The organism is Burkholderia sp. AU18528, assembly GCF_002223215.2.
GTDB classification, from domain to species: domain Bacteria; phylum Pseudomonadota; class Gammaproteobacteria; order Burkholderiales; family Burkholderiaceae; genus Burkholderia; species Burkholderia semiarida.
The window spans coordinates 241,496-267,899 of the sequence record NZ_NKFC02000004.1 but is presented as its reverse complement, the minus strand read 5'-3'; the positions used below and the strand labels follow the sequence as shown (position 1 = coordinate 267,899).

Here is a 26,404-nt window from a genome sequence, read left to right as displayed (position 1 = left end):
CGATGATGAGCGCGGTTCGCCCGTCGCACAATACGCAACCGCGCCGCCCCTTCCGCTTCCGCCCCCGCGACCAACGAACCCGTTGCCGGGCGACGGCGACCTGCGCGCGCGCTCGTTGCTCAGACCGTCTGCCCGAGCCGTTGCGCGAGCGCCTTCAGCTTCGGCCCGACTTGCGTGCGGAACACGCCCTCGTCCATCGACGATGCGGGGCCGCTGCAGCTCAGGATCAACCAGCGCCCCTCGCGCGGCTCGCGAAACGGCACGGCTGCCGCATTCACGTCCGTGTGCCACGCGCGGAACGAATAGCAGCAACCGCTCGCCGAGAACTCGGCCACCGCGTGCTGCGCGGCGGCGACGAGCGCATCGGCATCGGCCGCGCCGCCGGCCGCGCGGTGCAGCTCGGCATAGAGCGCGCCGCGCACGTCCTCCGGCTGCACGGCCAGGTACGCGCGCCCCATCGAGCTCGTCAGCATCGACAGCCGCGAACCGGGCGCGAGCCCGAGCGTCAGCGCGGTCTCGCTGCGGATCGTCTCCAGATAGATCATGTCGAGCCCGTCGCGGCAGCCGAGCGATACGGCCGCGCCAATCTCGCGCGCGAGCGCCTGCATGTGCGGCCGCGCGAGATCGATCGTCCCCGAGCCCGACAGCAACGCGTAGCCGAGCGACAGCACGCCGGCGTCCAGCGCATACTTGCCGAGCGTCTCGTCGTAGCGCAGATAGCCGAGCACGGTCAGCGTATAGGCGAGCCGGTTCACCGTCGCCTTCGGCAGGCCGGTGCGTTCCGCGAAATCGCGATTGCCTAGCATCGTCTCGCCGGGCCGAAAGGCGCGCAGCAGGTCGAGCCCGCGTGCGAGCGCGACGACGAACTTGCGCTCGTCGATCGTGGTGTCGTCGGTGGTTGAAAGCGTCATCCGGTGCTACACTGAGTTCAATTTGCAAAACATTGTTCCGCACAGCGGAACCATAGTCAAGCGAACTTTGGCATGGGGCCGGCTGGAAGACCGGACCAACAGGAGATGAGACGATGAGTGCTGCAACTTTTCATTGGGACGATCCGCTGCTGCTCGACCAGCAACTGACCGAGGACGAGCGGATGGTGCGCGACGCCGCGCAGGCCTACGCACAGGACAAGCTCGCGCCGCGCGTCACCGAAGCGTTCCGCCACGAACGCACCGACGCGGCCATCTTTCGCGAGATGGGCGAACTCGGCCTGCTCGGCCCGACGATTCCCGAGGAATATGGCGGCCCCGGCCTCAACTACGTGAGCTACGGGCTGATCGCGCGCGAAGTCGAGCGCGTCGATTCGGGCTACCGGTCGATGATGTCCGTGCAGTCGTCGCTCGTGATGGTGCCGATCTTCGAATTCGGCTCCGACGCGCAGAAGCGGAAATACCTGCCGAAGCTCGCGACCGGCGAATGGATCGGCTGCTTCGGGCTGACCGAGCCGAACCACGGCTCCGACCCGGGCAGCATGGTCACGCGTGCGAAGAAGGTGCCGGGCGGCTACGCGCTGTCCGGCGCGAAGATGTGGATCACCAACTCGCCGATCGCCGACGTGTTCGTCGTGTGGGCGAAACTGGAAGAAAACGGCAAGGACGCGATCCGCGGCTTCATCCTCGAGAAGGGCTGGAAGGGCCTGTCGGCGCCGGCGATCCACGGCAAGGTCGGGCTGCGCGCGTCGATCACCGGCGAGATCGTGCTCGACGAGGTGTTCGTGCCCGAAGAGAACCTGATGCCGAACGTGAGCGGCCTGCGCGGCCCGTTCACCTGCCTGAACTCGGCGCGCTACGGGATCGCGTGGGGCGCGCTCGGCGCCGCCGAGTCGTGCTGGCACACCGCACGCCAGTACGTGCTCGACCGCCAGCAGTTCGGCCGGCCGCTCGCCGCGAACCAGTTGATCCAGAAGAAGCTCGCCGACATGCAGACCGAAATCACGCTCGGCCTGCAAGGCGTGCTGCGCCTCGGCCGGATGAAGGACGAAGGCACGGCCGCCGTCGAGATCACGTCGATCATGAAGCGCAACTCGTGCGGCAAGGCGCTCGACATCGCGCGGCTCGCACGCGACATGCTCGGCGGCAACGGCATCTCCGACGAATTCGGCGTCGCGCGCCATCTCGTGAACCTCGAAGTGGTCAACACGTACGAAGGCACGCACGACATCCACGCGCTGATCCTCGGCCGCGCGCAGACGGGCATCCAGGCGTTCTTCTAATGATTCGGCCATGACGCACGCGGCGGCGGCGATGCCGCGCCCGCGAGCGCCGCCACGTAAAAGGCCCGCCCGGCATCGCTGCCGGACGGGCCTTTGTCATCGCAGCCGCGGGCAGGGGCTGCGTCGATGCTTACTTGTTCGGCTGCGGCGTCAGGCGCAGATACGGACGCACCGCGTTGAAGCCCTTCGGGAAGCGCTTTTTCAGTTCTTCCGGATCCTGCAGCGACGGCACGATCACGACGTCGTCGCCGTCCTTCCAGTTGCCGGGCGTCGCGACCTTGTAATTGTCGGTCAACTGCAGCGAATCGATCACGCGCAGCACTTCGTCGAAATTGCGCCCCGTGCTGGCCGGATAGGTGATCGTGAGCCGCACCTTCTTGTTCGGGTCGATCACGAACAGCGAACGCACCGTCAGCGTTTCGTTCGCGTTCGGATGAATCATGTCGTACAGCTGCGACACCTTGCGGTCCGCGTCGGCGATGATCGGGAAGCCCACGACCGTCGACTGCGTCTCGTTGATGTCGTTGATCCAGCCCTTGTGCGATTCGACGCCGTCGACCGACAGCGCGATCACCTTCACGTTGCGTTTCTCGAATTCGCCCTTCAGCTTCGAGGTCAGCCCGAGTTCGGTCGTGCACACCGGCGTGTAGTCGGCCGGGTGCGAGAACAGGACACCCCAGCTGTTGCCGAGCCACTCGTGAAACTTGATGGTGCCCAGGCTCGATTCCTGCTCGAAATCCGGTGCGATGTCGCCAAGACGCAGACTCATGATGTTCCCTCCTCGAACGATGCTGGTTGAAACCGCGCGCCGGACAGCGCGGGGCAGTCCATCAGCTTACGGGAAGCAATGGGCCGTGCGAACGATTATTCCGTTTGATATTCATACTTTTTTGTCATTTTTACCCGGCGTCGTGGGAGAACGGACGGCAGCGGGGAAACTTTTCAATCCCTTTGCCGCTCTGTTCATCATTACAAGTCGTTTACCATGCAGTCTTGCGCTGCCGCCGTGCGTCTTCCCGGCTCGCCAGCAGGCACGGGTTTCGCTACGATGTGAACCTGCAGCATGACAGCACGAAGGGAGTTGCAATGTCGGAAATCAACAAGGAGAAACTGATGTCGGATATCAAAACCGTTCTCTCGGACGCCGAAGACCTGCTCAAGCAAGCTGCGAGCAGCACGGGCGACCGTGCGGCCGAGCTGCGCGAGAAAGCCATGTCGCGCCTGAAGCAGGCCAAGGAAAAGGCAGCCGACGTCCAGGTCGTGGTGGTCGAGAAAGGCAAGAAGGCCGCGCGCGCGACCGACGACTACGTGCATGAGCATCCGTGGACGTCGATCGGCGTGGCTGCCGGCGTTGGCGTGCTGATCGGCCTGCTGATCAACCGCAAGTAAAGCGCTTTGCGCCGTTTCGTCCCGCGGGCCGCATGATGACGCGGCGCGCGGGCGTCGAAGCCGGCCGGCCTGCGCCGGCGGCTTTGTCCTAGCTGCTCACTGTACGCGCAAGCACCGCATCCATGACGACAGACACCCCCTCGCAGCCGTCCGGTCAAGGACCGCTGCGCCGCCTCGTCGGCTCGGCCATCGGCCTCCTGCAAACGCGCCTCGAACTGGTGGGCATCGAGCTTGCCGAGGAGAAGGAGCGCCTGATGGGCGTGCTGTTCCTCGGCCTCGCCGCGATGATGCTCGCGACGATGGCACTCATCAGCCTGACCGTGCTGATCGCGATCGCGTTCTGGGATACCTACCGCTGGCAGTCGCTCGCCGCGATCACCGCGCTGTATGCCGTTGGCGGCATCGTATGCGGGCTGAAGGCGCGCTCGGGCCTGCGGGGCGCGCCAACCGTGTTCGAGGCGACGCTCGCCGAACTCGAGAAAGACCGCGACCTGTTCCGCGGCAAGCCGTGAACGCCCTCGCGCTCATCCCTTCCACCTACTTCGCCGACGCGCCATGAGCCAGAACATCACGGGCAATCCATCCCGCTCCCATTCGTCGCGATCGAACTGGAGCGCGTCGCAGCACCGCGCGCTGCGCAAGGAACTGCTGATCCTGCGATCCGAAGTCGAGCGGCTCGAACTCGCGGAAGCCGCCGCCGAAATGCGCCAGGCCGTCACGCGCTTCAGCTGGCTCAAGGTGTTCATCCCGGGGCTGTCGACCGGCAAGTTCGGCCAGTCGGCCAGGAACCTGAACGCAAGCCTCGGCCACCTCGTCAACCAGTATCCGATGCTGAGTTCGCTCGCATCGCTCGTGCTCGCGAAACCCGTTCGCTCGCTGCTGCGCGCAAGCGCGGGCCCCGCGTTGAAGTGGGGCACGCTCGGCTTCGCCGCATGGGAGGTCTACCGGATCTGGAAGCAGTCCCGCGACGAGCGCGGGCTCGACGCACGCGACGACTGACCGCGGGCCTCCCGCGCGCACGGCCATGCGCCGCCGCGCGCGTTCGTTGCGCGTTCGTTGCGAACTCAGCGCACGCCCCAGCAGGCAGCGCCTGGTTCGTCGGCGCCCCCGCTTCCCGCATTGCCTTTCGTCCCGTCCGAGCGCAGCGTGAACGTGCCGCATGCATCGTCGCGCATCGGCCCCGTGTCGAGCGGCGTCGCTGCCAGTTCATAGCTCACCGGCGACTCGTCGCCGTCCGGCCGCCCGAGCGTCAATCGATACACGGCCGGCCCGTCCGGCGGCGCCTGCGCGAGCGCGTCCGGCAATGCCGCAGGCGGTGCACCGTCGAGCGTTTCGAGATACTGGGCCGCACGGTACAGCGCGGACACCGCCGACACGCGGTGAACCCGCACGACATGCTCGCGATACGACGGGATACCCCACCCGGCCAGCACCGCGACGATCGCGAGCACGATCATCAGTTCGATCAGCGTGAACCCCACCGCTCGAACCATGAACAGGCGGCCGTTCATCGAAGCACCGCCGCGACACGACGCCAGCGCAGCACGACGATATGGCCGTCCCGTATCGCAACCTGCTGCTGCAACCATACGGCACTCGACGCGTGCGCGCCGACACCGCGCGCGGTCACAAGATAAGCGCGGTCGCGTGCCTGCCCTGCCGGACGCCGCCACGCCTCGATCAGGCATCGCGGCGGCTGCTCGGCCATCGGCCATTCGGCGAATGGCGTGAACGCTTCGGCAGCCGCCAGCGGCGGCATGCGTCGCCATGCGTCGGGCTCCGCATGCGATTCGCTTTCGTACACATACGGCGCCGAGCCGCGCAGCAATCGCGCGGTACACGCGGCAAGCGCGGCATCGGCCGCGTGGAATGCAATCAGCCGATCGGACAATGCGCGTGTGCGGCGCGACTCCGTCAGCGCGGCGTCGAACCATGTACCGGTCAGTGCCGCGACCGCTGCGCCGATGGCGATCACCGCAGGCAACGCAAGGCCCGCATCGCGCCGCCACGCACGGCGACCGGGCCGGAAACGCATGTTCGGCTCGCGCGGAGTCGCCGCTGGAACGCGAGCACGTACGGCGTGCTGCCGATCGCCGCCGCTCGCGACGCTGCGCTTGTGCGCCTGGCCAGCCTCGCCGCGTCGCGAGATGCCATCCCGCGTGTATCGCGATGCTCTGCTCATCGCGCCACCTCGCTTGCTCGAATCGCATCATGCGACGCAGCGTCGGCGGCGAGCGTGACGTTGCGCAACGCGACGATGCGATCGAGCGTCAAACGGGCGCGGCCGTCCGATGGCACGGCAACGCGGCCGTCGCAGTCGACCTGACGCGCCGGTTCGCGCATCGGCTCGCCGCGCGCCCTGACGCAGACATGCACGGCCACGACCTCGCGCCAGTCGTCGGCACGCATCGCGTCGGCGTCGACGAACCGCATGGCGCCGCGACGCAAATAACGGATGCGCAACTGATCGATCCCCGCCACGACGGGCTGCGGCGTGCCCGGACGGCCGCTTCCTTCGCAATACAGTTCGGGCTCGCCCGTCGACGGGCTGACATGCGCATCGAAGCGATTCTCCACCGGCGCCGGCTCGCCCGGCTCGCCGACACCCTGCCCGAGGCAATCCGACGCCTGGCCGCTCACCGTCGTCCACGTGGACACGGCATCGCCGACATACCGGACCAGCAACGCGTCCGACGCCGAACGCGCGGGCTCGCAGCGCACCTGTGCGCCGCTACCGCGCACGCGTGCCGTCGAACAGCCGAACACCGGCGGCAACGGCGATGCCGCTTCGGCATCGAGCGGCCGGAAACCCGCCATCTGGATCTGCTGACCGATCAGCATCAGCGCGGCCGCCGCCGCGTCGCGCATCCTGAACCCGTCTTCCGCGCGACGCTGCGCAATGCGCTGCGCGTGGTACAGCGCACCGGCCGCCGCGAGCACGAGCAGCCCGACGGTCATCGCAATCAGCACTTCGAGCAGCGTATGGCCACACGTACGGCGATTAGCGCTCATCGCGTGCCCTCTCCCGAAACGGTATCCGGACACACGATCGCGGCTGCGCTGACGACGCCCCTGCCGCATCGCAGCGCGGCGACGCGCCCCCGTTGCCGCCCCGCCAGCCGACGACCGCGTAGCGGACGCCGCCCGGCCCGCCGTCGAGCGCCATCGCGCCACCGGGCAACGAGGTCGCCGCCGACGCCGCGAGGCCGTCGTCGACCGCCGCCGCGGCATGCAGACGCTCGATACGTGCATCGGCCAGCCACAGCGCGCGCTCGCGCCAGATCGTCGCGCGCTGCGTACGCGCCATCGCGAGCTGGCTGCCGGCGACCGCCAACATCACGGTGGCGAGCAGCGCGATGGCGAGCGTCGCCTCGAGCAACGACGTCCCGCGCATGGCATGGCGCATGGCGATCATGCCGCGTCGCAGCGACCGGCGACCATCCGCGCGCGGCCGCCGGCCGCGATGCGCACGCAACGCGATGCGCGCGCGTCGTCGGCATCGGACACGCCGCGCCTCGGACGCAACTCGAAACGCCGAATCCCGCCGATCGACTGGCCGGCCGGCGGTGCGAACGCGAGCTCATGCGCGGCGCCCACGACGGCCACTTCCGCATCGCGCGGATAGCGTCGCAGCACACGCGAGTACCCGTCGACCTGCCCGCTGACGATCCAGTCGCACGACCATTCGGCCGGATCGCACCGCTCTCCGGCACGCAGGCAGGCGCCGTCGCGCCCGGCGCGGCACAGCGTGACGCGCGTACCGAGGCGCGTTGCCTCGGTACGCGCAAACGACAGCGCACCGAGCAGCGCGCGCGAGCGGGCATCCACGCGTTCACGCATGCGCCACTGGTCGAACGTGGGCACCGCATAGAGCGCCAGCCCCGCCGCCAGCGACAGGGCGACCATCAGCTCGACGAGCGTGAATCCGCCCGATCGTTGCACCACATTCTTCAAGGATTGAGCGCCCGGTTCCATCGCAATCGTCCTCCGCCACGGTGATGCGACGACTGTAGCGGCGCGTGCGGACGCACGCCATTGGCCGAACGGCCGACTGGCGACATGCGATCGCGACCGACACAATCGGCGCGAATCGAACCAACGGAGCAGACGATGAACGAACGCAGCGCGTCAGCGCTTACGCGGGGTCTTGGCGGGAGAGGCGCGACGGAACTCTTCGATCACGTCGGCAAATTCGGAGACATCCTCGAACTGGCGATACACCGATGCGAAGCGCACATAGGCAATCGTATCGAGGCCGCGCAACTCGTTCATCACGAGCTCGCCCAGCTTCTCGCTACGCACTTCACGCTCGCCAGTCGCGAGCAGTTGATATTCGATGCGGGCGACCGCCGCATCGATCGCGTCGGCGGCAACCGGCCGCTTGCGCAGCGCGAGTTGCATGCTGGCGACGATCTTGCGACGGTCGAATTCCGTGCGGCTGCCGTCCTTCTTCACGACGAACGGCAGCGACAACTCGACCCGCTCGTACGTCGTGAAGCGCTTGTCGCAAGCCGAGCAGCGGCGGCGCCGCCGAATCGCGGCGCCATCTTCGGACACGCGCGAGTCGACGACCTGCGTGTCGTCATGCCGGCAGAACGGGCAGCGCATCGGCGATCAGCGATAGACCGGGAAACGCTTGGTCAGCTCGGCGACCTGCGCGCGCACGCGCTCGATCGTCGCCGCATCTTCCGGGTTCTCCAGCACGTCGGCGATCAGGTTGCCGACCTGCTCGGCTTCCGCCGGCCCGAAGCCGCGCGTCGTCATCGCCGGCGAGCCGAGACGGATGCCGCTCGTCACGAACGGCTTTTCCGGGTCGTTCGGGATCGCGTTCTTGTTCACCGTGATGTGCGCCGCGCCGAGTGCCGCTTCCGCTGCCTTGCCGGTGATGTTCTTCGCACGCAGGTCCACCAGCATCACGTGGCTTTCCGTGCGGCCCGACACGATCCGCAGCCCGCGCTTGACCAGCGTTTCGGCCAGCACGCGCGCGTTCTCGACCACCTTCTGCTGATATGCCTTGAACTCCGGCGACAGCGCTTCCTTGAACGCCACGGCCTTCGCCGCGATCACGTGCATCAGCGGGCCGCCCTGGATCCCCGGGAAGATCGCCGAGTTGATCGGCTTCTCGTACTCGGCCTTCATCAGGATCACGCCGCCGCGCGGGCCGCGCAGGCTCTTGTGCGTCGTCGTCGTCACGAAATCCGCGTGCGGCACCGGGTTCGGGTAGACGCCCGCGGCGATGAGGCCCGCGTAGTGCGCCATGTCGACCATCAGGTAGGCACCGACCGACTTCGCGATCTTCGCCAGACGCTCGAAATCGATCTTCAGCGCGAACGCCGACGCACCCGCGACGATCAGCTTCGGCTTGTGTTCGTTCGCCAGCTTCTCGGCCGCGTCGTAGTCGATGTCTTCGTTTTCGTTCAGGCCGTAGCTCACCACGTTGAACCACTTGCCCGACATGTTCACCGGCGAGCCGTGCGTCAGGTGGCCGCCATGCGCGAGGCTCATGCCCATGATCGTGTCGCCCGGCTTGAGCATCGCGAAGAACACGCCCTGGTTCGCCTGCGAACCCGAGTTAGGCTGCACGTTCGCGGCTTCCGCGCCGAACAGCTGCTTCACACGGTCGATCGCCAGCTGCTCGACCACGTCGACGTACTCGCAACCGCCGTAGTAGCGCTTGCCCGGATACCCTTCCGCGTACTTGTTCGTGAGCTGCGAGCCCTGCGCGGCCATCACGGCCGGGCTCGTGTAGTTTTCCGACGCGATCAGCTCGATGTGATCTTCCTGGCGGCGGTTTTCCTGCTCGATCGCTGCGAAGATTTCGGGATCGACGTTCGCGATGGTGCTTTGGGCTCTGTCAAACATACGGTTTCCGTTAAGTGTGTACAGGTTGACCGGAGTGGCCGAGTACGGTGCGCTGCTGGCGAGACCAGCTCGACGTGGCGGAAGAATCCGTATGACGCGAGGCAGGACAGCCACCGGCGATGCACGCGACGGCGCACAACGGCTGCCCAGGCGAACGGCAAAAACGGCGCCCCGCGCTTCACGGTGGGATGCTCCACCTTGAACCCGAAGGGTTCTATCGCCAGTCACGCAGGGGTGATGAGCGCATTAGTGTATTGGATGCGTCATGAATAGGCAACCGCGCGGCAGGGCGCCCGAATCAATTGGGGCCGGACTCTACGCGCCCGTGCCGACACGCTTTGCCGCCTTGCCGCGGTGCGGCATTCTCAGTAGGCTTGGGGGATTCCACCCGCTATTCCGTTACCGACCAGGAGCAGCAATGATCGTGTTCGTCACAGGCGCGTCCGCCGGCTTCGGCGCCGCCATCTCCCGTGCCTTCGTCAAGGGCGGCCATCGCGTCGTCGCGACCGCACGCCGCAAGGACCGTCTCGACGCGCTCGCCGCCGAACTCGGCGACGCCCTGCTGCCGCTCGAGCTCGACGTGCGCGACCGCGCCGCCGTCGAGGCCGTGCCGGCCGCCCTTCCCGCCGAATTCGCGGCGCTCGACGTACTCGTCAACAATGCCGGCCTCGCACTCGGCGTCGAGCCGGCCCAGAAGGCGAGCCTCGACGAGTGGCAGACCATGATCGACACGAATTGCTCGGGCCTCGTGACCGTCACGCACGCATTGCTGCCCGGCATGATCGCGCGCGGTCGCGGCCATGTCTTCAACCTGGGCTCGGTGGCCGGCACCTATCCGTATCCGGGCGGGAACGTGTACGGCGCGACCAAGGCCTTCGTCAGACAATTCAGCCTGAACCTGCGCACCGACCTGATCGGCACGCCGTTGCGCGTCACCGACATCGAGCCGGGCCTGTGCGGCGGCACGGAGTTCTCGAACGTCCGCTTCCGCGGCGACGATGCAAAGGCGGCGAACGTCTACCAGAACGTCCAGCCGCTCACCGCCGAGGACATCGCCGACACGATCTACTGGATTGCGACGCGCCCCGCGCACGTCAACATCAACACGATCGAAATGATGCCGGTCGCGCAAGCCCCGGCCGGCCTCACGGTCCATCGCGGCTGACACGTCGCCCGCAGCCGCGGGCCGGCCTCCGGCCGGCCCGCGGTGTGCCATGACGGTGTGCCACGACGCACTACATTCCGTTACGAATCGGTTACGAATCCGGTCTTTGCCTTCCGGTAGAATGCGCGCCATGACTCAGCCCACCCGCTCCCCGGAAGCGCCGTCCGGCTTTACCTGGCCGGTGCGCGTGTACTACGAGGATACCGACGCAGGCGGCATCGTCTTCTATGCCAACTACCTGAAGTTCTTCGAACGCGCCCGAACCGAGTGGCTTCGCGCCTGCGGCGTCGACCAGCGTCGGCTCGCCGACGATACCGGTGCGATCTTCATCGTGCGCAACACGTCGCTCGACTACCGCGCGCCGGCGCGACTCGACGACACGTTGACGATCACGAGCCGGCCCGGACGCATCGGCCGCGCGTCGGTGGAATTCACGCAGGAAGCCTGGTGTGGCGACACGCTGCTCGTGGTCGGGCACATCCGCCTCGGCTGCGTCGACCGTCACGGCATCCGGCCCGCGGCCATCCCGCCGGCCGTGCTCGACGCGCTGCAACGCGGGCCCGTCATCGACGCCGGGCAGACTGGTTTGTCAACGAAGCTCGCATGAGCGCCGTTTAGACACAGCCTATGAACTTGCCGTTCTGATTCGATACTAAGCAAGGTTCGGCGTCAGGCATGGCCGGCGCGCCGCGCCGCACGCACGCCGGACGCCCTTGCCGGGCACCCCCGAAGGGACGTTACTCAAACCTCTATGAATACTGTTCAAGACCTGTCGATCATTTCCCTCGTCCTCAACGCGAGCGTGCTGGCCCAGGCCGTGATGGGGCTGCTGCTGCTGCTGTCGCTGATGTCGTGGACCTTCATCTTCCGCAAATGGTTTGCCATCCGCCGCGCGCGCGCGCAGACCGAACGCTTCGAAAAGGACTTCTGGTCGGGCGGCGACCTGCAGGCGCTGTATCAGAGCGCAGCCAACAACCGCCATACGATCGGCGCACTCGAGCGGATCTTCGAATCGGGGATGCGCGAATTCCTGAAGGGAAAGGAAAAGCGCCTGAGCGACCCGGGCCTCGTGCTCGACGGTGCGCGCCGCGCGATGCGCGCGTCGTTCCAGCGTGAAATGGACGTGCTCGAGGCGAACCTCGCGTTCCTCGCGTCGGTCGGCTCGGTCAGCCCGTACATCGGTCTGTTCGGCACGGTCTGGGGGATCATGAACTCGTTCCGCGGCCTCGCGAACGTGCAGCAGGCCACGCTCGCGAACGTCGCGCCGGGCATCGCCGAGGCGCTCGTCGCCACCGCGATCGGCCTGTTCGCCGCGATTCCGGCGGTGGTCGCGTACAACCGCTACGCGCACGACATCGATCGCCTCGCGATCCGCTTCGAGACCTTCATCGAAGAGTTCTCGAACATCCTGCAGCGTCAGGCCCAGTAAGGAGCGCGCCATGGCAGGAAGCCCCATCCGATCCAGCATGCGCGGCGGCCGCTCGCGCCGCGCAATGGCCGACATCAACGTCGTGCCGTACATCGACGTGATGCTGGTGCTGCTCGTGATCTTCATGGTCACCGCACCGCTCGTCGCCCCGTCGATCATCAACCTGCCCACCGTCGGCAATGCCGCGCCGCAAGAGCAGACGCCGCCCGTCGTCGTCAACATCAAGGCCGACCGCACGATGAGCGTCAAGTACAAGGGCGACTCGGGTGCGACCCAGGAAGACACGATGACGAAGGCCGAGCTCGACAGCTTCATCTCGGCCCGGCAGGCCGATCACCCTGACCAGCCGGTCGTGATCGCAGCCGACAAGACCGTGCAGTACGATGCCGTCATGACCGTGATGTCCGATCTGAAGGCGCGCGGCGTCAAGCGCGTCGGCCTCCTCGTCAAATCGCAATGAACCGGCAGCAATCCACGCGCAGATCCGCGTACCCGCTCCAGCCTCCCCGCGAGCGCGGGACGTGGCGCGCGTTCGCGCTCGCCGCGCTGATGCACGTGCTGCTCGCGCTGTTCCTCTATCACGGCGTGCAGTGGCAGAACAGCACGCCGGCCGGCGCCGAGGCCGAGCTGTGGACCGAAGTGCCCGACGTCCCCGCGCCGCGGCCGGTGGTCACGCCCGCGCCGCCCGCGAAGGTCGCGCCGCCCCCTGCCCCGGTGCGCGACGAACAGGCCGACATCGCGCTGCAGCAGAAGAAGCGTCAGCAGGAAGCAGCCGCGCGCGAAGCGCAACTCGAGCAGCAGCGCCGCGCCCAGCAACTGAAGGCCCAGCAGGAAGAGGAAGCCCGGCGTGCGCAGCTCGCCGCGCAGCAGGCCGCCGCCCTCGCCGCCCAGAAGGCCGCGGAACGCGACAAACAGAAGCAGGCCGAGAAGCTCAGGCAACAGCAGCTCGCCGAGCAGCAGAAACTCGAACAACAGAAGCTCCAGCAGCAAAAGCAGGCGCAACTCGAAGCACAGCAGGCGGCGAAGGCGAAGGCCGACGCAGCCGCGAAGGCCAAGGCGGAAGCCCAGGCCAAGGCGAAGGCCGAAGCCGCGGCGCGCGCGAAGGCCAATGCGGCGGCGAACGCGAAGCTCGACCGCGAGCGCAGCGCGCGACTCGCGCAACTACAAGGCCTGTCCGGCGCCGGCGAAGGCGGCGGCGACGGCCTGGCGAAAAGCGGCACCGGCACGGGCTCCGGCGGCAATGCCGCGACGCCCGGCTATGCCGACAAGGTGCGCCGCCGCGTCAAGCCGAACATCGTTTGGGGCGGCGAGCGGGCAGGCCTGACCACCGTCGTCAAGATTCGGTGCACGCCGTCCGGTGACGTATTGAGCGCATCGGTCTCCCGCTCGAGCGGGAATTCGGGGTGGGATCAAGCCGTGGTGAATGCGATCCACGCGTCGGTCCCGTTGCCGCCCGATTCTAACGGCCGTACCCCGTCCGACATTACGATTACCTTCAAGGCGGCGGAGTGAAACGAAATGCGCTTACACTCCGGGCGTCGCTGTCGGATGGGAACGAATCGGGTATTTTTACTGTCTCTGCGGTTGCGCAGCGATCCAAGCCATACGGGAAGCAAGAAGCATGAGTTTGATGACAAAGCTAGGTTTCAGGGCACTCGTGGCCTCGTGTCTGATTACGGCGGGCAGCGCCGCTAACGCCCAGGTCAACGTGCTGATCACCGGTGTCGGGTCGACCCAGTTCCCCATTGCCACCGCGAATTTCACGAACGAGGCGAACCTGCCGCAGCAGGTCACGTCGATCGTGCGCGCCGACCTCGCCCGCAGCGGCAAGTTCACCAACATCGACGCAGGCAGCACGCCCGTGCCCGAGACCGCCTCGGTCGATCTCGGCGCATGGAAGGCAAAGGGCGCGAACGCGTTCGTCGCCGGCAGCGTGAACCGCGACGCGAACGGCCAGTACAAGGTCAACTTCATCCTGTACGACACCGTGAAGCAGCAAAGCCTTGGCGGCCTGTCGCTGACGGCCACCGACACCACGCTGCGCACGGCCGGCCACAAGATCGCCGACTACATCTACCAGAAGCTGCTCGGCGTGCGCGGCGTGTTCGCCACGCGCCTGTCGTACGTGATCAAGACCGGTAATCGCTACCAGCTGCAGATTTCGGATTCGGACGGCCAGAACGCGCGCATCGCGCTGTCGAGCACCGAACCGATCATCTCGCCGGCGTGGTCGCCGAGCGGCACGAAGGTCGCGTACGTATCGTTCGAGCGCAAGAAGCCGATCGTCTACATCCACGACCTGCCGACCGGCCGCCGCTACATGGTGTCCGACCAGAAGGGCAACAACAGCGCGCCGGCGTGGTCGCCGGACAGCAACACGCTCGCCGTCGCGCTGTCGCTGACGGGCAATACGCAAATCTATACGGTCAACGCGAACGGGGGCGGCCTGCGCCGTCTCACGCAGAGCAGTTCGATCGATACCGAGCCGTTCTACTCGCCGGACGGCCGCTGGATCTACTTCACGAGCGATCGGGGCGGTGCGCCGCAGATCTACCGGATGCCCGCCCAGGGTGAAAGCGCCGGTGCCGCGCAGCGCGTGACCTTCACCGGCAGCTACAACACGAGCCCGCGCGTGAGCCCGGACGGCAAGCTGCTCGCTTACATCTCCCGCACGGGTGGGGGCTTCAAGCTGTACGTTCAGGATCTGCAGACTGGCGCGGCGAACGCCATCACGAATACCAATCGCGACGAATCGCCGAGCTTCGCGGCAAACGGCCAGTACCTTCTGTACGCTACCCAGTCGGGTGGCCGCAACGTTCTGGCCGCCGTGCCTTCCGACGGCAGCGCGCCGCCGCAGATCCTGTCCGTCCAGGGCGGCTCCGTTCGCGAGCCGTCGTGGGGGCCCTTCATGCAATGACCACAAGGAGAGTAACCATGATGTCGAATAAAGCTCGTCTGGCCCTGGCCGTGATGATGATCAGCGCGCTCGCCGCGTGCAAGTCGGGTGTGAAGCTCGACGACAAGGCGAACAACGCGGGCGCAGTCAGCACGCAGCCGAGCGCCGACAACGTCGCGCAAGTAAACGTCGATCCGCTGAACGACCCGAACAGCCCGCTCGCGAAGCGCAGCATCTACTTCGACTTCGACAGCTATTCGGTGAAGGACGAGTACCAGCCGCTGATGCAGCAGCACGCGCAGTACCTGAAGAGCCATCCGCAGCGTCACGTGCTGATCCAGGGCAACACCGACGAACGCGGCACGAGCGAGTACAACCTCGCGCTGGGCCAGAAGCGTGCGGAAGCCGTCCGCCGTGCGATGGCGCTGCTCGGCGTGAACGATTCGCAGATGGAAGCCGTGAGCCTCGGCAAGGAAAAGCCGCAGGCAACGGGCCACGACGAAGCATCGTGGGCGCAGAACCGTCGCGCCGACCTCGTCTACCAACAGTAAGTAACGGAAGAATCGCCGTATGACGCACCGTTCAACCTGGCTGCGCGTTGCCGCAGCATTCTGCGTCGCGGGCGCGGCGTGGTCGGCCGCGCCGGCGCACGCCGGCATGTTCGACGACAACGAGGCGCGCCGCGCCGTGCTCGATCTGCGCAGCAAGAGCGACAACCTGTCGAGCCAGTTGTCGGCCGCCCAGCGTACGATCCTCGATCAATCCGGCCGTATCGACCAGCTGAACCAGCAGGTCGCGACGCTGCGCGGCGAGAACGAGGATCTGACGAACCGGCTGACGACGCTCGAGCGGCAGCAGAAGGAGTACTACCAGGATCTCGACACGCGGCTCAAGAAGTTCGAGCCGCAGCAGGCGACGATCGATGGTGTCGAAGGCACCGTGCAGCCGGGTGAAACGGATGCGCTCAGCGCGGCGCAGCAGCAGTTCCGCAACGGCAACTTCAAGGCGGCGGCGGCTTCGTTCCGCGCGTTCATCGCGAAGTATCCGCAGAGCCCCTATCAGCCGACCGCGCAGTACTGGTACGGCAACGCGCAATACGCGCTGCGCGACTACCGTGGTTCGACCGCGACGTGGCAAGGGATCGTCAGCAAGTTCCCGCAACATCCGCGCGCGGCCGACGCTCTCGTGGCGATCGGCACGAACCAGCTCGAACAAGGCCAGAAGGCGGCCGCGAAGAAGACGTTCGAGCAGGTCGTGTCGCAATACGCCGGGTCGAACGCGGCACAGACGGCGCAGGGCAAGCTCGAAACGATCAAATAATTATCGTGGCGCGTTGTTGACAGTCCATCAACCCGTCGCTATAATCTTTTGCTCTTTAGGTCGCTGCCCAAGTTGTCGAGGCAACGAACCAGCAGGTTTCAAGAACGTGGGGTGGTAACTCAGTTGGTTAGAGTATCTGACTTTTAATCAGAGAGTCGAGGGTTCGAGTCCCTCCCACCCTACCAACTATCTTCGATAGTGCAAAAAAGCCTCCCTCGCGGAGGCTTTTTTGCGTCTGTCGCCTTTGCCGCGTTGGACGCCCTTCGCTGAGACCCGCGAGCGCGCCGATGAAGCCCCCCGCAAACCTCGATCGCGCTGCCCCTCACGGCTGCCGCAAGTTTGCCTCCACGGCCCCTTCGGACGTCGCCGCCGCAACCGGCACCTGCGCCACGGCGCACCCGACGCGCGCCATCGCACGATTCCGTCGTCACCGACTTCGACCAGCAGATCGCCGTTCGGCGCGACGACCATCCCCGCCGGACGATTCAGCGCATCCCGCAACGCGCCCGGCCGATTGCCGCGTGAATCGAGCCGTCCAGCGACCACCGCCGCATCGCCCCGGGCGTCGCTCCACAACACGGTATGGTTGCCGCGGTCGATCGCGTACACGTTGGGTGCATGGCCGGTCCGCCCCGCCACCGCGACAGGTGATCGCGTCGCGCGCGAACGGCGCGAGCAGGTGCTCGAGCCAGTCGCGGGCCGGCCGGCAATCGGCATCGCAGAATCCGACGATGTCGCAACGCGACGCATCGACGCGATCGAAGCCGTCGTTCCTCTCCTCGTCGTAGCCGGTGTTCGCGCCGATCTCGACGAAGTCGATCCGGCGCCCGCCGCGCGCGCCGTTATTCCTGGATCGACGGCGCGGAATCCGCGTCGGTATAGCGCGGCTTCGCGTTCTGCAAGTCGCGCGTGTTCTTCTGCACGGCCACCGAGCCGAACAGCGCGAGCACGAACGACATCGCGTAGAAGCCCTTCTCGCTCAGTTGCAGCGTCGCGTTGAAAAGGCCGACGATCAGCAGCGCGATCGACAGCAGCAGCGCGATCCAGCTGAGGCCGTAGTAGATGCCGGTGACGGGAATGCCTTCCGCGCGGTCGCGCACGCTCTTCTGCAGCGAGATCGCCGCATAGAGGCCGAACACCAGCACGGTGAAGTAGTAACCCTTCTCGTTGAGCTGCATGCCGGCGTTCCAGAGCCCGATCAGGAATGCCGCGAAACCGGCGAGCAGCGCGGCCCACGACGCGGCCACGAATGCGAACGACGGTTGCTGGATGGTGGTCTGGTTCATTGCTTTGCCCTCTCTTTCTTGTTGTTCGAAATCGTTGTCGTTGAACTGCGTTTTGCGCATGGTAGCAGCTTTGGCGCGCGGCATCGCGGCCGCGGCGCCGAGCGATTCGACCGTCCACGATTGCGCCGGCGGCTGCAGCACGGCCTGGCCCGGCGGGCCGAGCCGCGCACCGGCACGCGAGCATGAATACGTCGTACGCGCCGGGAAACAGCACGAAATCGCCGTCAGAGCGTTGCAGCGTGCGTGCGTCGGCGGCACGCAGCCGGCAGGTTCCGGCCGGCGCCAGATGGAACGCCGCCTCGCCGGGCGGCAGCGGGCCGTGCGGCATCGCGAACGGGGCCGTCGAGCAAGCAGTGCATGTCGAGCTCGACATGGCTGCGCCCCGGCGACAACAGCCGACCCCATGCATCCACGAAACGACTGCGCTGAAAATTGACACTCCCGCCTATCGAAACCCTCATCGAGAGCGATCAGAATAGCCTTGCATCGCCCGAGATCGCGGCAGCCGCCGCGCTCGTCACTCTTCTCGAAAAAGGACGCATCATGCTGAACTGGAACGAATACCGGAAGGAGCTCTCGACGCGTATCGGCGACATCGCCAAGCTGTCGCCCGACACGCTGGCCGGCTACCAGGCGCTGTCCGGCGCCGGGGCCAAAACCGGCCATCTCGACGCGAAAACGCGCGAGCTGATCGCGCTCGCGGTGGCCGTCACGACGCGCTGCGATGGCTGTATCGCCGTGCACACGGCCGAAGCGGCCAAGCATGGCGCGACCCGGGAGGAAGTGGCGGAAGCGCTCGGCGTCGCGATTGCGTTGAATGCCGGCGCGGCGCTCGTCTATTCGGCGCGTGTGATGGACGCGCTCGGCGACTGAGCCGACGCGGTGCGGCACTGCCGTCGTGCCGCACCGCAGCGTCGAACGGCTGCGGTGCAACACGCCGGCAGTGTGGCCGCACGGTGGTCCATCGCGCGTATGCGGCCGCCATGTATGACGATTGCCGGTGACTCGCCTCGATGCGGCAACGCCGCTCAGTCGGCTACCATGCGCGAACGATACATCGTGAAGGAGCGCTCCATGTGCCGCTGGCTCGCCTATACGGGTAATCCGATCCATCTGGAAACCGTGTTGTTCCGCGCGAAGCATTCGCTGATCGACCAGAGCCTGCATTCGGAGCTGGGCGCCACGACCACCAACGGCGACGGCTTCGGCATCGGCTGGTACGGGCATCCCGACGAACTCCCGTTCCGCTATCGCTCCGTGCATCCCGCATGGAACGATCGCAACCTGCGCGAAGCCGCGCGTGCGATCCGCTCGCGGATGTTCATCGCGCACATTCGCGCGGCGACCGATACGCCCGTGCAGGAAACCAACTGCCATCCGTTCCGCCACGGCCGCTGGCTGTTCGCGCACAACGGGCTGATCCGCGACTTCCACAAGTTGCGCCGCGACCTGACGATGAAGGTCGATCCCGCGCTGTTCCCGACGCTCGAAGGCTCGACCGACTCCGAGCTGATGTTCCGCCTCGCGCTCACGTACGGTCTCGAGCAGGCGCCGCTGCCGGCGCTCGAACGGATGGTCGGCGTGGTCGAGGAAACCGCCGCGCGGCATCGCGTCGCCGACCCGCTGAACATGACGATCTGCGCGACCGACGGCGAACGGATCGTCGCGGTGCGCTATTCGAGCGAACGGCAATCGCGCTCGCTGTTCCACAGCACGTCGTTCAAGCATCTGCACGAGCTGTATCCACATAACCCGCGCATCGCCGAAGCCGGCGACGACGCATTCATGGTCGTGTCGGAACCGCTCGTCGACCTGCGCGGCGCGTGGGAGGAAGTGCCGGAGGGGATGGCGATCGTCGCGCACGGCGCCGACGTGCAGCAGCGGCCGTTCGGGCCGCGGCACAAGTGACATGCCGCAGTCCTGACGAATCGAGCGCGTCCAGGTGGCGAGTACTTCGGTGCGATACGGCCGTTTCGCCGATCCGGTTGCGCCGGGCCGACGCCCGGTACTGCCAGATCAATCGAAAGCGATACGAATCGTCGCTCGACGAATACGATCGGGCAAACGCCTCGGATAATTCCCCAATTCGATAATGAGCGACGGAGTCGCATGGCGAAAGCGGATGCTGCGCACTAGCACAGTTTTCGCTGAATAAAAAAATCGATGCCCTTGCGATTCATCCCGACCGGGAACCACGGCAATAATCGACACACGGTCGAGAACCCTGTCAGCGACACGCATTCATTTCGAATTATTACGGTGGATCGGCAATCATTACCGTGCGGGCGATGCTCGCACGCCGTCACGCCGACTGAAGGCGAACGTTTATTCCTGATTAAAATATTCAAGTTACCAATTTTGAAAAGCACCGCTACAATTCGCCGACGGATGAATCCGCTTCACAATTAAAGTACGAGGCCGTTACCGGCACATCGAATCCGAGATGGCTCAAGATCTCCCCCGTTCTCCCCCTGTCACGCTCACGCGCGATCCATCCGTGCTTTCCAGCATGAAGCAGGACCATGCCTTCGTGGTATGGCTCACCGGTATCTCCGGCGCCGGCAAATCGACCCTCTCGAACCTGCTGAAGCAGCAACTCGATGCGCGCGGCCTGCGGACTTTTCTGCTGGACGGCGATCGGCTTCGCGAAGGATTGAATCAGGACCTCGGATTCAGCGACGCAGACCGCCACGAGAACATTCGTCGGACAGCCGAGGTCGCGCGCCTGATGGTGGATGCCGGGCTCGTCGTCATCGTTGCCCAGATCTCGCCGTTTCGCGAGGCACGCGCCAAAGCGCGCGCACGTTTTCCGCAGGGCATGTTCTTCGAAGTCTTCGTCGACGTCGCGCTGGACGTGGCGGAAGCGCGCGACCCCAAAGGGCTCTACGCGCGGGCAAGGCAAGGGACCCTTCGGCAGTTCACCGGCATCGAATCGATCTACGAGCAGCCGGTATCGCCCGACGTGCATGTGCGCACGGGCGAGGCAGGTCCGCTGGAATGCGTGCACGCGATCATGCGGAAATTGCCGTTGAACGGCTGATGCCCATCGTCGAACGTCGTCCGCCGCCCGTCGTGCATCGCCCTCACCGCGAGCACCGTGCCATCGTCGGCCACCGCGGCGCGATCTGACTGAAAACCAGCCGACCGACATCCCGCTCGGCACGACGCACCGTCCGGCGAACCCCCGCAAGATTCCGCTCGAACCGATCGAAGTGCAGTCGGGCACGCATCTCGGCGAGGACGACACCGCCCGCCTCGACGGCACCTACGGCCGCGCAGCACGACAAGCGACTCGACGCCCGCCGCGCGCCACGACAGGCCGTCCTCAAACGGGCCGCACGCATCCACGTCCCGCCCGTTTTTCACTACGTCAAGCAATGTCAGCCCGGTTGCCGGCCGCTCGCCGGTCAGGTTATAAAAGCGCACCCATTCCGGTGCATGCGCCGCCCTTTTACCCTTGACTTCGGAGAACGCATGATCGATCTCGCCACCGCCCAGCAATTCCTGATGACCCGTGGCCTCGACTTCGGCCTCAACCTCCTCGCCGCGATCGTCCTATGGTTCGTCGGCCGCTGGGCCATCCGCATCGGCACGCGCGTGCTCGGCAAGGTCGTGCGCCGCAGCGGCAAGGTCGACCCGACGCTCACCGACTACCTGACCTCCGTCGTCGGCGTGTTGCTGACGATCCTGCTGATCCTCGCGATCCTGCAGATCTTCGGCGTACAGACGACCTCGTTCGCCGCGCTGCTCGCCGGCCTCGGCCTCGCGATCGGCACGGCCTGGGGCGGCCTGCTCGCGCATTTCGCCGCCGGCGTGTTCATGCAGGTGCTGCGCCCGTTCAAGATCGGCGACGTGATCAGCGCGGGCGGCGTCACGGGCACGGTGAAGGAGCTCGGCCTGTTCGGCACGACGATCATCACCGCCGACAACATCGTGACGATCGTCGGCAACAACAAGATCTTCTCGGACAACATCGCGAACTACAGCGCGACGCCGCACCGCCGCGTCGACCTGACCGCGAAGATCGCGAACAGCGTCGATGCGGCCGATGCGATCAACCGCCTGAAGACGCAGATCCAACTGGTGCCGAACGTGCTGAAAGTGCCGGCACCGGATGTCGGCGTGCTGCAGTTCACGCCGGAAGGCCCGCTGCTGTTCGTGCGCCCGTCGACTCAACCGGAGAACTACTGGCAGGTGTACTGCGACACCAACCGCGTGATCCTGGAGACGTTCCGCGAAGCCGGCTATCCGACGCCCGAAACGCCGGTCTCGCAACGCAACGCGTGACGGCAGCAGCCGAACCGCACGGCGAACCGCGCGGACGAAAAAAAAGCGTGGCCGCCGCCACGCTTTTTTATTGCGTCGAAGCGCGTAGCGTCAGCGCCCGCCCGCCTTCGGCGCCCCGTTCGAGCGCCGCCCGCGCACGAGCTTCCACACCGCGCCGAGCGCGACCGGCACGATCGCCGCGCCGATCCCGACCAGCACGATCACGTTCAGGTACTGGCGGACGAACGGGATGTTGCCGAAGAAATAGCCGAGCAGCACGAGCAGCAGCACCCACACCAGCGCGCCGATCACGTTGAACAACTGAAAGCGCGCGACGCTCATCGACGACGCCCCCGCGACGAACGGCGCGAACGTGCGCACGACCGGAATGAAGCGCGCGAGCACGATCGTCTTGCCGCCGTGCTTGTCGTAGAACGAGTGGGTCTTCTGCAGCGCGGCGCGATCGAGGAAGCGCTCGAGCACCGGGATATGCGTATTGAACACCTTCGGGCCGACCCAGCGGCCGATCAGGTAGTTCACGGTGTTGCCGGTAATCGCCGCGACGAGCAGCAGCACGATCAGCAGGCCGACGTTCATTTCACCCGTCGCCGCGAACGCGCCGCCGATGAACAGCAACGAATCGCCGGGCAGGAACGGGAAGACGACGAGCCCCGTCTCGCAGAACACGATCAGGAACAGGACGAGATAGACCCACGCGCCGTATTGCCGAATGAAATCGCCGAGGAAAGCGTCGATATGCAGGACAAGGTTGACGAAATGAAGCAGCGTATCCAAATGCGATTCCTCGAAGGCGATGGGGCCGGAACGGCCGGGACAGGCCAGAGATGGCCGACGCGCCTGCCGGCCAGGGCGGCGCGTGCAACGGGGTGATGATACCGAAACTCCCTTAAGGCTCCGTGAAAAAACGTAACGGCCGCTCGCGCCGGCACGCGTTCGCCGCCTCGCTATAATTCGGCCATGTCCGATATCACCGAAACGGCCGCGGGCGCCGCGCCCACCCCCGCCGCGCGCCCGCTGCGCGCGATCCAGCCCCTGCCCGACCAGCTGATCAGCCAGATCGCCGCCGGCGAGGTCGTCGAACGCCCGGCGTCGGTCGTCAAGGAGCTGCTCGAGAACGCGATGGACGCCGGCGCGACGACGCTGCGCATCGTGCTGGAGGAAGGCGGCGTCAAGCGCATCTCGATCACCGACGACGGCTGCGGCATTCCGCCGGACGAACTGGCGCTCGCGTTGATGCGTCACGCGACCAGCAAGATCCGCTCGCTCGAGGAGCTCGAGGCGGTCGCGACGCTGGGTTTTCGCGGCGAAGCGCTCGCATCGATCGCATCGGTCGCCGAGATGTCGATCACGAGCCGCACGGCCGATGCCGCGCATGCGATGAAGATCGATGCGCAGACGGGCGTGCTGTCGCCCGCCGCCGGCTCGATCGGCACGACGATCGAGGTGCGCGAGCTGTACTTCAACACGCCCGCGCGGCGCAAGTTCCTGAAGAGCGAGCAGACCGAATTCGGCCACTGCCTCGAAATGATCCGCCGCGCGGCGCTCGCGCGGCCGGACGTCGCGATCTCGGTGCTGCACAACGGCAAGGCCGTCGAGCACTGGAACGCGACCGAGCCCGCGCAGCGCGTCGCGAAGATCCTCGGCGACGGCTTCGCGACCGCGCACCTGCCGCTCGACGAGCGGGCGGGCCCGCTCGCCGTGTACGGTTGCGCCGGCCTGCCGACCGCGAGCCGCGGGCGCGCCGACCAGCAGTATTTCTTCGTGAACGGCCGTTTCGTGCGCGACAAGCTGCTGACGCACGCGGTGCGGGCGGCCTACGAGGACGTGCTGCACGGCGACCGCTACCCGTCGTACGTGCTGTTCCTCGACCTGCCGCCCGAAGCCGTCGACGTGAACGTGCATCCGTCGAAGATCGAGGTGCGGTTCCGCGATTCGCGCTCGATCCACCAGTACGTGTTCCATGCGGTGCAGCGTGCGCTTGCCCGCCATGCGGGCGCGTCGCCGGAAACCACCGCGGGCGGCCATGCCGCGCAACTCTCCCCGGCGCCGCGCGGGCCGGCGTCGTTCGTCGACACGCCGCTCGGCCAAAGCCAGGGCCACGCGGCAGGCGGCAGCGGCTTCTCGTCGCCGTCGTCTTCATCGTCGGCGGGCAACACCTGGATGCGCCAGGCGCGGATGACGCAGGGCACGCTGCCCGTCGCGCAGCCGCTCGCGCTCTACGATGCGCTGTTCGGCCGCAAGGACATTGGCGCGGGCACGCCGGACGGCACGACGCTCGTCGCCCGCGATACGGCCGACGCGCCGGTCGCGCCGCTGCCGGGCTTCGCCGCGGCGCCGCTCGCCGCCGGCGCGCACGACGAGCAGCCGCTCGGCTTCGCGCTCGGCCAGATCCACGGCATCTACGTGCTCGCGCAGAATGCGTACGGCCTCGTGATCGTCGACATGCACGCGGCGCACGAGCGAATCCTGTACGAGCAGTTCAAGAACGCGCTCGCCGATCGCTCGGTCGCCGTGCAGTCGCTGTTGCTGCCGATCTCGATGACGGCCACGCCGGTCGAAATCGGCACGGTCGAGGAAGAGCGCGACACGCTCGAATCGCTCGGCTTCGACCTCGCGGTGCTGTCGCCGACGACGCTCGCGATCCGGGCGGTGCCGGCGCTGCTGAAGGATGCCGACCTGCAATCGCTCGCGCGCGCGGTGCTCGCCGACCTGCACGCGTTCGGCGGCTCGCGTGTGCTCACCGAGCGCCAGCACGAGCTGCTCGGCACGCTCGCGTGCCATCACGCGGTGCGCGCGAACCGGCGCCTGACGCTCGACGAGATGAACGCGCTGCTGCGCCAGATGGAGGCGACCGAACGCGCGGACCAGTGCAATCACGGCCGGCCGACCTGGTACCAGCTCACGCTGAACGATCTCGACCGTCTCTTCATGCGCGGGCAATGAGCGCTTCCTCGCAGCCCACTCCGACGACGATCGCCTGCCTGCTCGGCCCCACCGCCTCGGGCAAGACCGCCGCGGCGCTGGCGCTCGCCGCGCGCCGCCCGATCGAGATCGTCAGCGTCGATTCGGCGCTCGTCTATCGCGACATGGATATCGGCACCGCGAAACCGTCGCGCGACGAGCGCGCGAGCGTGCCGCATCACCTGATCGACATCATCGACCCGGCCGATGCGTATTCGGCCGCGGAATTCCGCACGGACACGCTGCGGCTGATCCGCGAGATCGTCGCGCGCGGCCGCACGCCGTTGCTCGCCGGCGGCACGATGCTGTACTACAAGGCGTTGACGCAAGGGCTCAACGACCTGCCCGGTGCCGACCCGGAGATCCGCGCGACACTCGACGCCGACGCCGCGCGCGACGGCTGGCCCGCGCTGCACGCGCGGCTCGCGCAGGTCGATCCCGACACGGCCGCGCGGCTCGCGCCGAACGATTCGCAGCGGATCCAGCGGGCGCTCGAAGTCTTCATGCTGAGCGGGCAGCCGATGTCGGCGCTGCTCGCCGCGCCGCGCCGCACGGATGATGCGGCCGCCGCGTACCGCTTCGTGCCGGTCGCGCTCGAGCCGTCGGATCGCGCGGTGCTGCACGCACGGATCGCGCAGCGCTTCGACGCGATGCTCGATGCGGGTTTCATCGACGAAGTCGAGCGGCTGCGGCGCCGCGACGATCTCCATCCCGATCTGCCGTCGATGCGTTGCGTCGGCTATCGGCAGGCGTGGGAATTCCTCGACGGCGATACCGACTACCGGACGATGCGCGACAAGGGCATCTTCGCGACCCGCCAGCTGTGCAAGCGCCAGATCACGTGGCTGCGCGCGATGCCGGAGCGGATCGTCGTCGATTGCATCGCGCCGGATTCGACGGCTCGCGCGCTCGATGCGCTCGAACGCGTGCTCGACGGCCGCACGCCGCGCTGACCGCTCAATCCGCCCGACGCGCCGCCAGGCGCGCGCGGGCGCCGTCGACGATCCATGCGATGCCGCGCTCGAACGCTTCGTCGCCGCCGCGCTCGCGCAGCACGGCCCAGCCTTTCGCGAACAACGGATAGTCGGCCGCGTCCGGCAGCGACGCATCGGCGTCCGCGTCCGGCGCCGCCTGCTCTTCCAGCACCCATCCGACCACGAAGCGGCCGATCGCGACCATCACGTCGACCGCTTCGTCCGGCGTGAACCCCGCGTCGCCGAGCAGCGCGATCTTGCGTTCGATCGAGCTGAAATGCAGCGCGCGCGGCCGCGTGCCGGCGTGCAGGCGCGCCCCGTCGCGATAAGCCAGCAGCGCACGGCGGAAACTGCGCGCATTCTCCGCCAGCCACGCGTCCCACACGTCGCCCGGCTTCGGCAGCGACGCGCCGTGGCGCTCGAGCATGATCGCCTCGGCCATCGCGTCGAGCAGCTCGGCCTTGTTCCTGAAATGCCAGTACAGCGTCGGCGACTGCACGCCGAGCCGTTCGGCGAGCCGCCGCGTCGATAGCGCGTCGATGCCCACTTCGTTCAGCAGTTCGAGCGCCGCGCGCAATACCGTGTCGCGCGTCAGCCGCGCGCCTGTGTCCTTCATCTCTATC

Annotated in this window: 31 protein-coding genes, 1 tRNA gene, 2 pseudogenes and 1 riboswitch; of the genes and pseudogenes, 20 read left to right on the top strand and 14 right to left on the bottom strand. The window is 66.9% G+C overall.

The window, feature by feature from the left end; all coding sequences use genetic code 11:
• Window positions 1-119: 119 nt before the first annotated feature.
• A complete protein-coding gene (locus CFB52_RS03850) occupies window positions 120-911 on the bottom strand; it encodes an IclR family transcriptional regulator (protein WP_099316095.1) in 792 nt (263 codons plus the stop codon).
• A gap of 113 nt (window positions 912-1,024) precedes the next feature.
• On the opposite strand from CFB52_RS03850, the gene CFB52_RS03845 reads away from it, so the two are divergent.
• Window positions 1,025-2,212 (top strand): acyl-CoA dehydrogenase, encoded by a 1,188-nt coding sequence (locus CFB52_RS03845; RefSeq protein WP_060011435.1) that lies wholly within the window; start codon window positions 1,025-1,027, stop codon window positions 2,210-2,212.
• Window positions 2,213-2,342: 130 nt separating this feature from the next.
• Here the strand turns inward: CFB52_RS03845 and CFB52_RS03840 are convergent, their stop codons facing one another.
• A complete protein-coding gene (locus tag CFB52_RS03840) occupies window positions 2,343-2,981 on the bottom strand; it encodes a peroxiredoxin (RefSeq protein ID WP_006476788.1) in 639 nt (212 codons plus the stop codon).
• A 317-nt stretch (window positions 2,982-3,298) separates the two neighbouring features.
• Here CFB52_RS03840 and CFB52_RS03835 point away from each other — a divergent pair, with 317 nt between their 5' ends.
• The 3 genes from CFB52_RS03835 to CFB52_RS03825 all read left to right on the top strand — a co-directional run bounded on the left by CFB52_RS03835 (window position 3,299) and on the right by CFB52_RS03825 (window position 4,600).
• Complete coding sequence (locus tag CFB52_RS03835) at window positions 3,299-3,601, top strand: YqjD family protein (RefSeq protein ID WP_006494044.1); 303 nt, start codon at window positions 3,299-3,301, stop codon at window positions 3,599-3,601.
• A 122-nt stretch (window positions 3,602-3,723) separates the two neighbouring features.
• The gene (locus CFB52_RS03830) at window positions 3,724-4,113 is read left to right on the top strand and encodes a phage holin family protein (RefSeq protein ID WP_059574251.1); all 390 of its coding nucleotides are present in this window, start codon (window positions 3,724-3,726) and stop codon (window positions 4,111-4,113) included.
• Between the two features lie 43 nt (window positions 4,114-4,156).
• The gene (locus CFB52_RS03825; protein WP_059574252.1) at window positions 4,157-4,600 is read left to right on the top strand and encodes a DUF3318 domain-containing protein; all 444 of its coding nucleotides are present in this window, start codon (window positions 4,157-4,159) and stop codon (window positions 4,598-4,600) included.
• A 65-nt stretch (window positions 4,601-4,665) separates the two neighbouring features.
• Here CFB52_RS03825 and CFB52_RS03820 read toward each other — a convergent pair whose 3' ends face one another.
• From CFB52_RS03820 to glyA, 7 genes are all read right to left on the bottom strand, one after another.
• A complete protein-coding gene (locus tag CFB52_RS03820; RefSeq protein WP_180278188.1) occupies window positions 4,666-5,112 on the bottom strand; it encodes a type IV pilin protein in 447 nt (148 codons plus the stop codon).
• Window positions 5,109-5,636, bottom strand: a complete 528-nt coding sequence (locus CFB52_RS03815) for a hypothetical protein (RefSeq protein ID WP_180278187.1) — start codon at window positions 5,634-5,636, stop codon at window positions 5,109-5,111. Before CFB52_RS03815 ends, CFB52_RS03820 begins: the two co-directional genes overlap by 4 nt.
• Before the next feature lie 143 nt (window positions 5,637-5,779).
• Window positions 5,780-6,613: a PilW family protein gene (locus CFB52_RS03810; RefSeq protein WP_099316094.1), complete on the bottom strand. Its 834-nt coding sequence runs from the start codon at window positions 6,611-6,613 to the stop codon at window positions 5,780-5,782.
• Window positions 6,603-7,016: a hypothetical protein gene (locus tag CFB52_RS03805; protein ID WP_099316608.1), complete on the bottom strand. Its 414-nt coding sequence runs from the start codon at window positions 7,014-7,016 to the stop codon at window positions 6,603-6,605. The genes CFB52_RS03810 and CFB52_RS03805 overlap by 11 nt, the downstream gene beginning before the upstream one ends.
• Window positions 7,013-7,576, bottom strand: a complete 564-nt coding sequence (locus tag CFB52_RS03800) for a GspH/FimT family pseudopilin (RefSeq protein ID WP_059574255.1) — start codon at window positions 7,574-7,576, stop codon at window positions 7,013-7,015. The genes CFB52_RS03805 and CFB52_RS03800 overlap by 4 nt, the downstream gene beginning before the upstream one ends.
• Before the next feature lie 153 nt (window positions 7,577-7,729).
• Complete coding sequence (gene nrdR, locus CFB52_RS03795; protein ID WP_050011738.1) at window positions 7,730-8,209, bottom strand: transcriptional regulator NrdR; 480 nt, start codon at window positions 8,207-8,209, stop codon at window positions 7,730-7,732.
• A 6-nt stretch (window positions 8,210-8,215) separates the two neighbouring features.
• Window positions 8,216-9,463, bottom strand: a complete 1,248-nt coding sequence (gene glyA, locus CFB52_RS03790) for a serine hydroxymethyltransferase (RefSeq protein WP_059574256.1) — start codon at window positions 9,461-9,463, stop codon at window positions 8,216-8,218.
• 137 nt (window positions 9,464-9,600) lie between these two features.
• Window positions 9,601-9,701: riboswitch (ZMP/ZTP riboswitch) on the bottom strand.
• 180 nt (window positions 9,702-9,881) lie between these two features.
• Between glyA and CFB52_RS03780 the strand changes: the two genes are divergently transcribed.
• From CFB52_RS03780 to CFB52_RS03740, 9 genes are all read left to right on the top strand, one after another.
• Window positions 9,882-10,628 carry an SDR family NAD(P)-dependent oxidoreductase gene (locus CFB52_RS03780; RefSeq protein WP_060011433.1) on the top strand — a complete coding sequence of 249 codons (747 nt, stop codon included), beginning with the start codon at window positions 9,882-9,884 and terminating at the stop codon, window positions 10,626-10,628.
• A 121-nt stretch (window positions 10,629-10,749) separates the two neighbouring features.
• A complete protein-coding gene (gene ybgC, locus CFB52_RS03775) occupies window positions 10,750-11,235 on the top strand; it encodes a tol-pal system-associated acyl-CoA thioesterase (protein ID WP_059574258.1) in 486 nt (161 codons plus the stop codon).
• Window positions 11,236-11,379: 144 nt separating this feature from the next.
• A complete protein-coding gene (tolQ, locus tag CFB52_RS03770; protein ID WP_059574259.1) occupies window positions 11,380-12,057 on the top strand; it encodes a protein TolQ in 678 nt (225 codons plus the stop codon).
• Window positions 12,058-12,067: 10 nt separating this feature from the next.
• A complete protein-coding gene (tolR, locus tag CFB52_RS03765; protein WP_006484943.1) occupies window positions 12,068-12,517 on the top strand; it encodes a protein TolR in 450 nt (149 codons plus the stop codon).
• Window positions 12,514-13,569 (top strand): cell envelope integrity protein TolA, encoded by a 1,056-nt coding sequence (gene tolA, locus CFB52_RS03760; protein WP_059574260.1) that lies wholly within the window; start codon window positions 12,514-12,516, stop codon window positions 13,567-13,569. Before tolR ends, tolA begins: the two co-directional genes overlap by 4 nt.
• 109 nt (window positions 13,570-13,678) lie before the next feature.
• The gene (tolB, locus tag CFB52_RS03755) at window positions 13,679-14,974 is read left to right on the top strand and encodes a Tol-Pal system beta propeller repeat protein TolB (RefSeq protein WP_059574261.1); all 1,296 of its coding nucleotides are present in this window, start codon (window positions 13,679-13,681) and stop codon (window positions 14,972-14,974) included.
• Between the two features lie 17 nt (window positions 14,975-14,991).
• The gene (gene pal / locus CFB52_RS03750; protein ID WP_006484980.1) at window positions 14,992-15,504 is read left to right on the top strand and encodes a peptidoglycan-associated lipoprotein Pal; all 513 of its coding nucleotides are present in this window, start codon (window positions 14,992-14,994) and stop codon (window positions 15,502-15,504) included.
• Between the two features lie 19 nt (window positions 15,505-15,523).
• The gene (gene ybgF / locus CFB52_RS03745) at window positions 15,524-16,273 is read left to right on the top strand and encodes a tol-pal system protein YbgF (RefSeq protein WP_006484965.1); all 750 of its coding nucleotides are present in this window, start codon (window positions 15,524-15,526) and stop codon (window positions 16,271-16,273) included.
• A 108-nt stretch (window positions 16,274-16,381) separates the two neighbouring features.
• A tRNA-Lys gene (locus CFB52_RS03740) sits at window positions 16,382-16,458 on the top strand.
• Between the two features lie 242 nt (window positions 16,459-16,700).
• Here the strand turns inward: CFB52_RS03740 and CFB52_RS34990 are convergent.
• From CFB52_RS34990 to CFB52_RS34985, 3 genes and pseudogenes are all read right to left on the bottom strand, one after another.
• A complete protein-coding gene (locus tag CFB52_RS34990) occupies window positions 16,701-17,078 on the bottom strand; it encodes a glycosyltransferase family 2 protein (RefSeq protein ID WP_230971919.1) in 378 nt (125 codons plus the stop codon).
• Between the two features lie 37 nt (window positions 17,079-17,115).
• Entirely contained in the window at window positions 17,116-17,559 is a 444-nt protein-coding gene (yiaA, locus tag CFB52_RS03730; RefSeq protein WP_059642197.1) for an inner membrane protein YiaA, read from the bottom strand.
• Window positions 17,560-17,748: 189 nt separating this feature from the next.
• Window positions 17,749-17,972: pseudogene (locus CFB52_RS34985) on the bottom strand (AraC family transcriptional regulator); the annotation flags it as partial.
• A 130-nt stretch (window positions 17,973-18,102) separates the two neighbouring features.
• On the opposite strand from CFB52_RS34985, the gene CFB52_RS03720 reads away from it, so the two are divergent.
• From CFB52_RS03720 to CFB52_RS03695, 5 genes and pseudogenes are all read left to right on the top strand, one after another.
• Window positions 18,103-18,432: a carboxymuconolactone decarboxylase family protein gene (locus CFB52_RS03720; RefSeq protein WP_059574266.1), complete on the top strand. Its 330-nt coding sequence runs from the start codon at window positions 18,103-18,105 to the stop codon at window positions 18,430-18,432.
• A 201-nt stretch (window positions 18,433-18,633) separates the two neighbouring features.
• Window positions 18,634-19,467 (top strand): class II glutamine amidotransferase, encoded by an 834-nt coding sequence (locus tag CFB52_RS03715; RefSeq protein ID WP_011544669.1) that lies wholly within the window; start codon window positions 18,634-18,636, stop codon window positions 19,465-19,467.
• Between the two features lie 601 nt (window positions 19,468-20,068).
• Window positions 20,069-20,599: an adenylyl-sulfate kinase gene (gene cysC / locus CFB52_RS03710; protein WP_060011431.1), complete on the top strand. Its 531-nt coding sequence runs from the start codon at window positions 20,069-20,071 to the stop codon at window positions 20,597-20,599.
• Between the two features lie 85 nt (window positions 20,600-20,684).
• Window positions 20,685-21,020: pseudogene (locus CFB52_RS35360) on the top strand (mannose-1-phosphate guanylyltransferase/mannose-6-phosphate isomerase); the annotation flags it as partial.
• Between the two features lie 13 nt (window positions 21,021-21,033).
• Window positions 21,034-21,846, top strand: a complete 813-nt coding sequence (locus CFB52_RS03695) for a mechanosensitive ion channel family protein (RefSeq protein ID WP_060011429.1) — start codon at window positions 21,034-21,036, stop codon at window positions 21,844-21,846.
• Between the two features lie 90 nt (window positions 21,847-21,936).
• Here CFB52_RS03695 and CFB52_RS03690 read toward each other — a convergent pair whose 3' ends face one another.
• On the bottom strand, window positions 21,937-22,620 hold the full coding sequence (locus CFB52_RS03690; RefSeq protein WP_059574270.1) for a DedA family protein: 684 nt from the start codon (window positions 22,618-22,620) through the stop codon (window positions 21,937-21,939).
• Between the two features lie 183 nt (window positions 22,621-22,803).
• Here CFB52_RS03690 and mutL point away from each other — a divergent pair, with 183 nt between their 5' ends.
• The gene (gene mutL, locus CFB52_RS03685; protein ID WP_059574271.1) at window positions 22,804-24,789 is read left to right on the top strand and encodes a DNA mismatch repair endonuclease MutL; all 1,986 of its coding nucleotides are present in this window, start codon (window positions 22,804-22,806) and stop codon (window positions 24,787-24,789) included.
• A complete protein-coding gene (gene miaA / locus CFB52_RS03680) occupies window positions 24,786-25,760 on the top strand; it encodes a tRNA (adenosine(37)-N6)-dimethylallyltransferase MiaA (protein WP_060011425.1) in 975 nt (324 codons plus the stop codon). The genes mutL and miaA overlap by 4 nt, the downstream gene beginning before the upstream one ends.
• A gap of 4 nt (window positions 25,761-25,764) precedes the next feature.
• Here miaA and tetR read toward each other — a convergent pair whose 3' ends face one another.
• Window positions 25,765-26,397, bottom strand: a complete 633-nt coding sequence (gene tetR / locus CFB52_RS03675) for a tetracycline resistance transcriptional repressor TetR (protein WP_060011424.1) — start codon at window positions 26,395-26,397, stop codon at window positions 25,765-25,767.
• Window positions 26,398-26,404: the final 7 nt, after the last annotated feature.

Bases quoted from the DNA above. Each gene is read 5' to 3' on its own strand.
- CFB52_RS03850 (WP_099316095.1), bottom strand. From the start codon at position 911: ATGACGCTTTCAACCACCGACGACACCACGATCGACGAGCGCAAGTTC.
- CFB52_RS03845 (WP_060011435.1), top strand. From the start codon at position 1,025: ATGAGTGCTGCAACTTTTCATTGGGACGATCCGCTGCTGCTCGACCAG.
- CFB52_RS03840 (WP_006476788.1), bottom strand. From the start codon at position 2,981: ATGAGTCTGCGTCTTGGCGACATCGCACCGGATTTCGAGCAGGAATCG.
- CFB52_RS03835 (WP_006494044.1), top strand. From the start codon at position 3,299: ATGTCGGAAATCAACAAGGAGAAACTGATGTCGGATATCAAAACCGTT.
- CFB52_RS03830 (WP_059574251.1), top strand. From the start codon at position 3,724: ATGACGACAGACACCCCCTCGCAGCCGTCCGGTCAAGGACCGCTGCGC.
- CFB52_RS03825 (WP_059574252.1), top strand. From the start codon at position 4,157: ATGAGCCAGAACATCACGGGCAATCCATCCCGCTCCCATTCGTCGCGA.
- CFB52_RS03820 (WP_180278188.1), bottom strand. From the start codon at position 5,112: ATGAACGGCCGCCTGTTCATGGTTCGAGCGGTGGGGTTCACGCTGATC.
- CFB52_RS03815 (WP_180278187.1), bottom strand. From the start codon at position 5,636: ATGCGTTTCCGGCCCGGTCGCCGTGCGTGGCGGCGCGATGCGGGCCTT.
- CFB52_RS03810 (WP_099316094.1), bottom strand. From the start codon at position 6,613: ATGAGCGCTAATCGCCGTACGTGTGGCCATACGCTGCTCGAAGTGCTG.
- CFB52_RS03805 (WP_099316608.1), bottom strand. From the start codon at position 7,016: ATGATCGCCATGCGCCATGCCATGCGCGGGACGTCGTTGCTCGAGGCG.
- CFB52_RS03800 (WP_059574255.1), bottom strand. From the start codon at position 7,576: ATGGAACCGGGCGCTCAATCCTTGAAGAATGTGGTGCAACGATCGGGC.
- nrdR (WP_050011738.1), bottom strand. From the start codon at position 8,209: ATGCGCTGCCCGTTCTGCCGGCATGACGACACGCAGGTCGTCGACTCG.
- glyA (WP_059574256.1), bottom strand. From the start codon at position 9,463: ATGTTTGACAGAGCCCAAAGCACCATCGCGAACGTCGATCCCGAAATC.
- CFB52_RS03780 (WP_060011433.1), top strand. From the start codon at position 9,882: ATGATCGTGTTCGTCACAGGCGCGTCCGCCGGCTTCGGCGCCGCCATC.
- ybgC (WP_059574258.1), top strand. From the start codon at position 10,750: ATGCGCGCCATGACTCAGCCCACCCGCTCCCCGGAAGCGCCGTCCGGC.
- tolQ (WP_059574259.1), top strand. From the start codon at position 11,380: ATGAATACTGTTCAAGACCTGTCGATCATTTCCCTCGTCCTCAACGCG.
- tolR (WP_006484943.1), top strand. From the start codon at position 12,068: ATGGCAGGAAGCCCCATCCGATCCAGCATGCGCGGCGGCCGCTCGCGC.
- tolA (WP_059574260.1), top strand. From the start codon at position 12,514: ATGAACCGGCAGCAATCCACGCGCAGATCCGCGTACCCGCTCCAGCCT.
- tolB (WP_059574261.1), top strand. From the start codon at position 13,679: ATGAGTTTGATGACAAAGCTAGGTTTCAGGGCACTCGTGGCCTCGTGT.
- pal (WP_006484980.1), top strand. From the start codon at position 14,992: ATGATGTCGAATAAAGCTCGTCTGGCCCTGGCCGTGATGATGATCAGC.
- ybgF (WP_006484965.1), top strand. From the start codon at position 15,524: ATGACGCACCGTTCAACCTGGCTGCGCGTTGCCGCAGCATTCTGCGTC.
- yiaA (WP_059642197.1), bottom strand. From the start codon at position 17,559: ATGAACCAGACCACCATCCAGCAACCGTCGTTCGCATTCGTGGCCGCG.
- CFB52_RS03720 (WP_059574266.1), top strand. From the start codon at position 18,103: ATGCTGAACTGGAACGAATACCGGAAGGAGCTCTCGACGCGTATCGGC.
- CFB52_RS03715 (WP_011544669.1), top strand. From the start codon at position 18,634: ATGTGCCGCTGGCTCGCCTATACGGGTAATCCGATCCATCTGGAAACC.
- cysC (WP_060011431.1), top strand. From the start codon at position 20,069: ATGAAGCAGGACCATGCCTTCGTGGTATGGCTCACCGGTATCTCCGGC.
- CFB52_RS03695 (WP_060011429.1), top strand. From the start codon at position 21,034: ATGATCGATCTCGCCACCGCCCAGCAATTCCTGATGACCCGTGGCCTC.
- mutL (WP_059574271.1), top strand. From the start codon at position 22,804: ATGTCCGATATCACCGAAACGGCCGCGGGCGCCGCGCCCACCCCCGCC.
- miaA (WP_060011425.1), top strand. From the start codon at position 24,786: ATGAGCGCTTCCTCGCAGCCCACTCCGACGACGATCGCCTGCCTGCTC.
- tetR (WP_060011424.1), bottom strand. From the start codon at position 26,397: ATGAAGGACACAGGCGCGCGGCTGACGCGCGACACGGTATTGCGCGCG.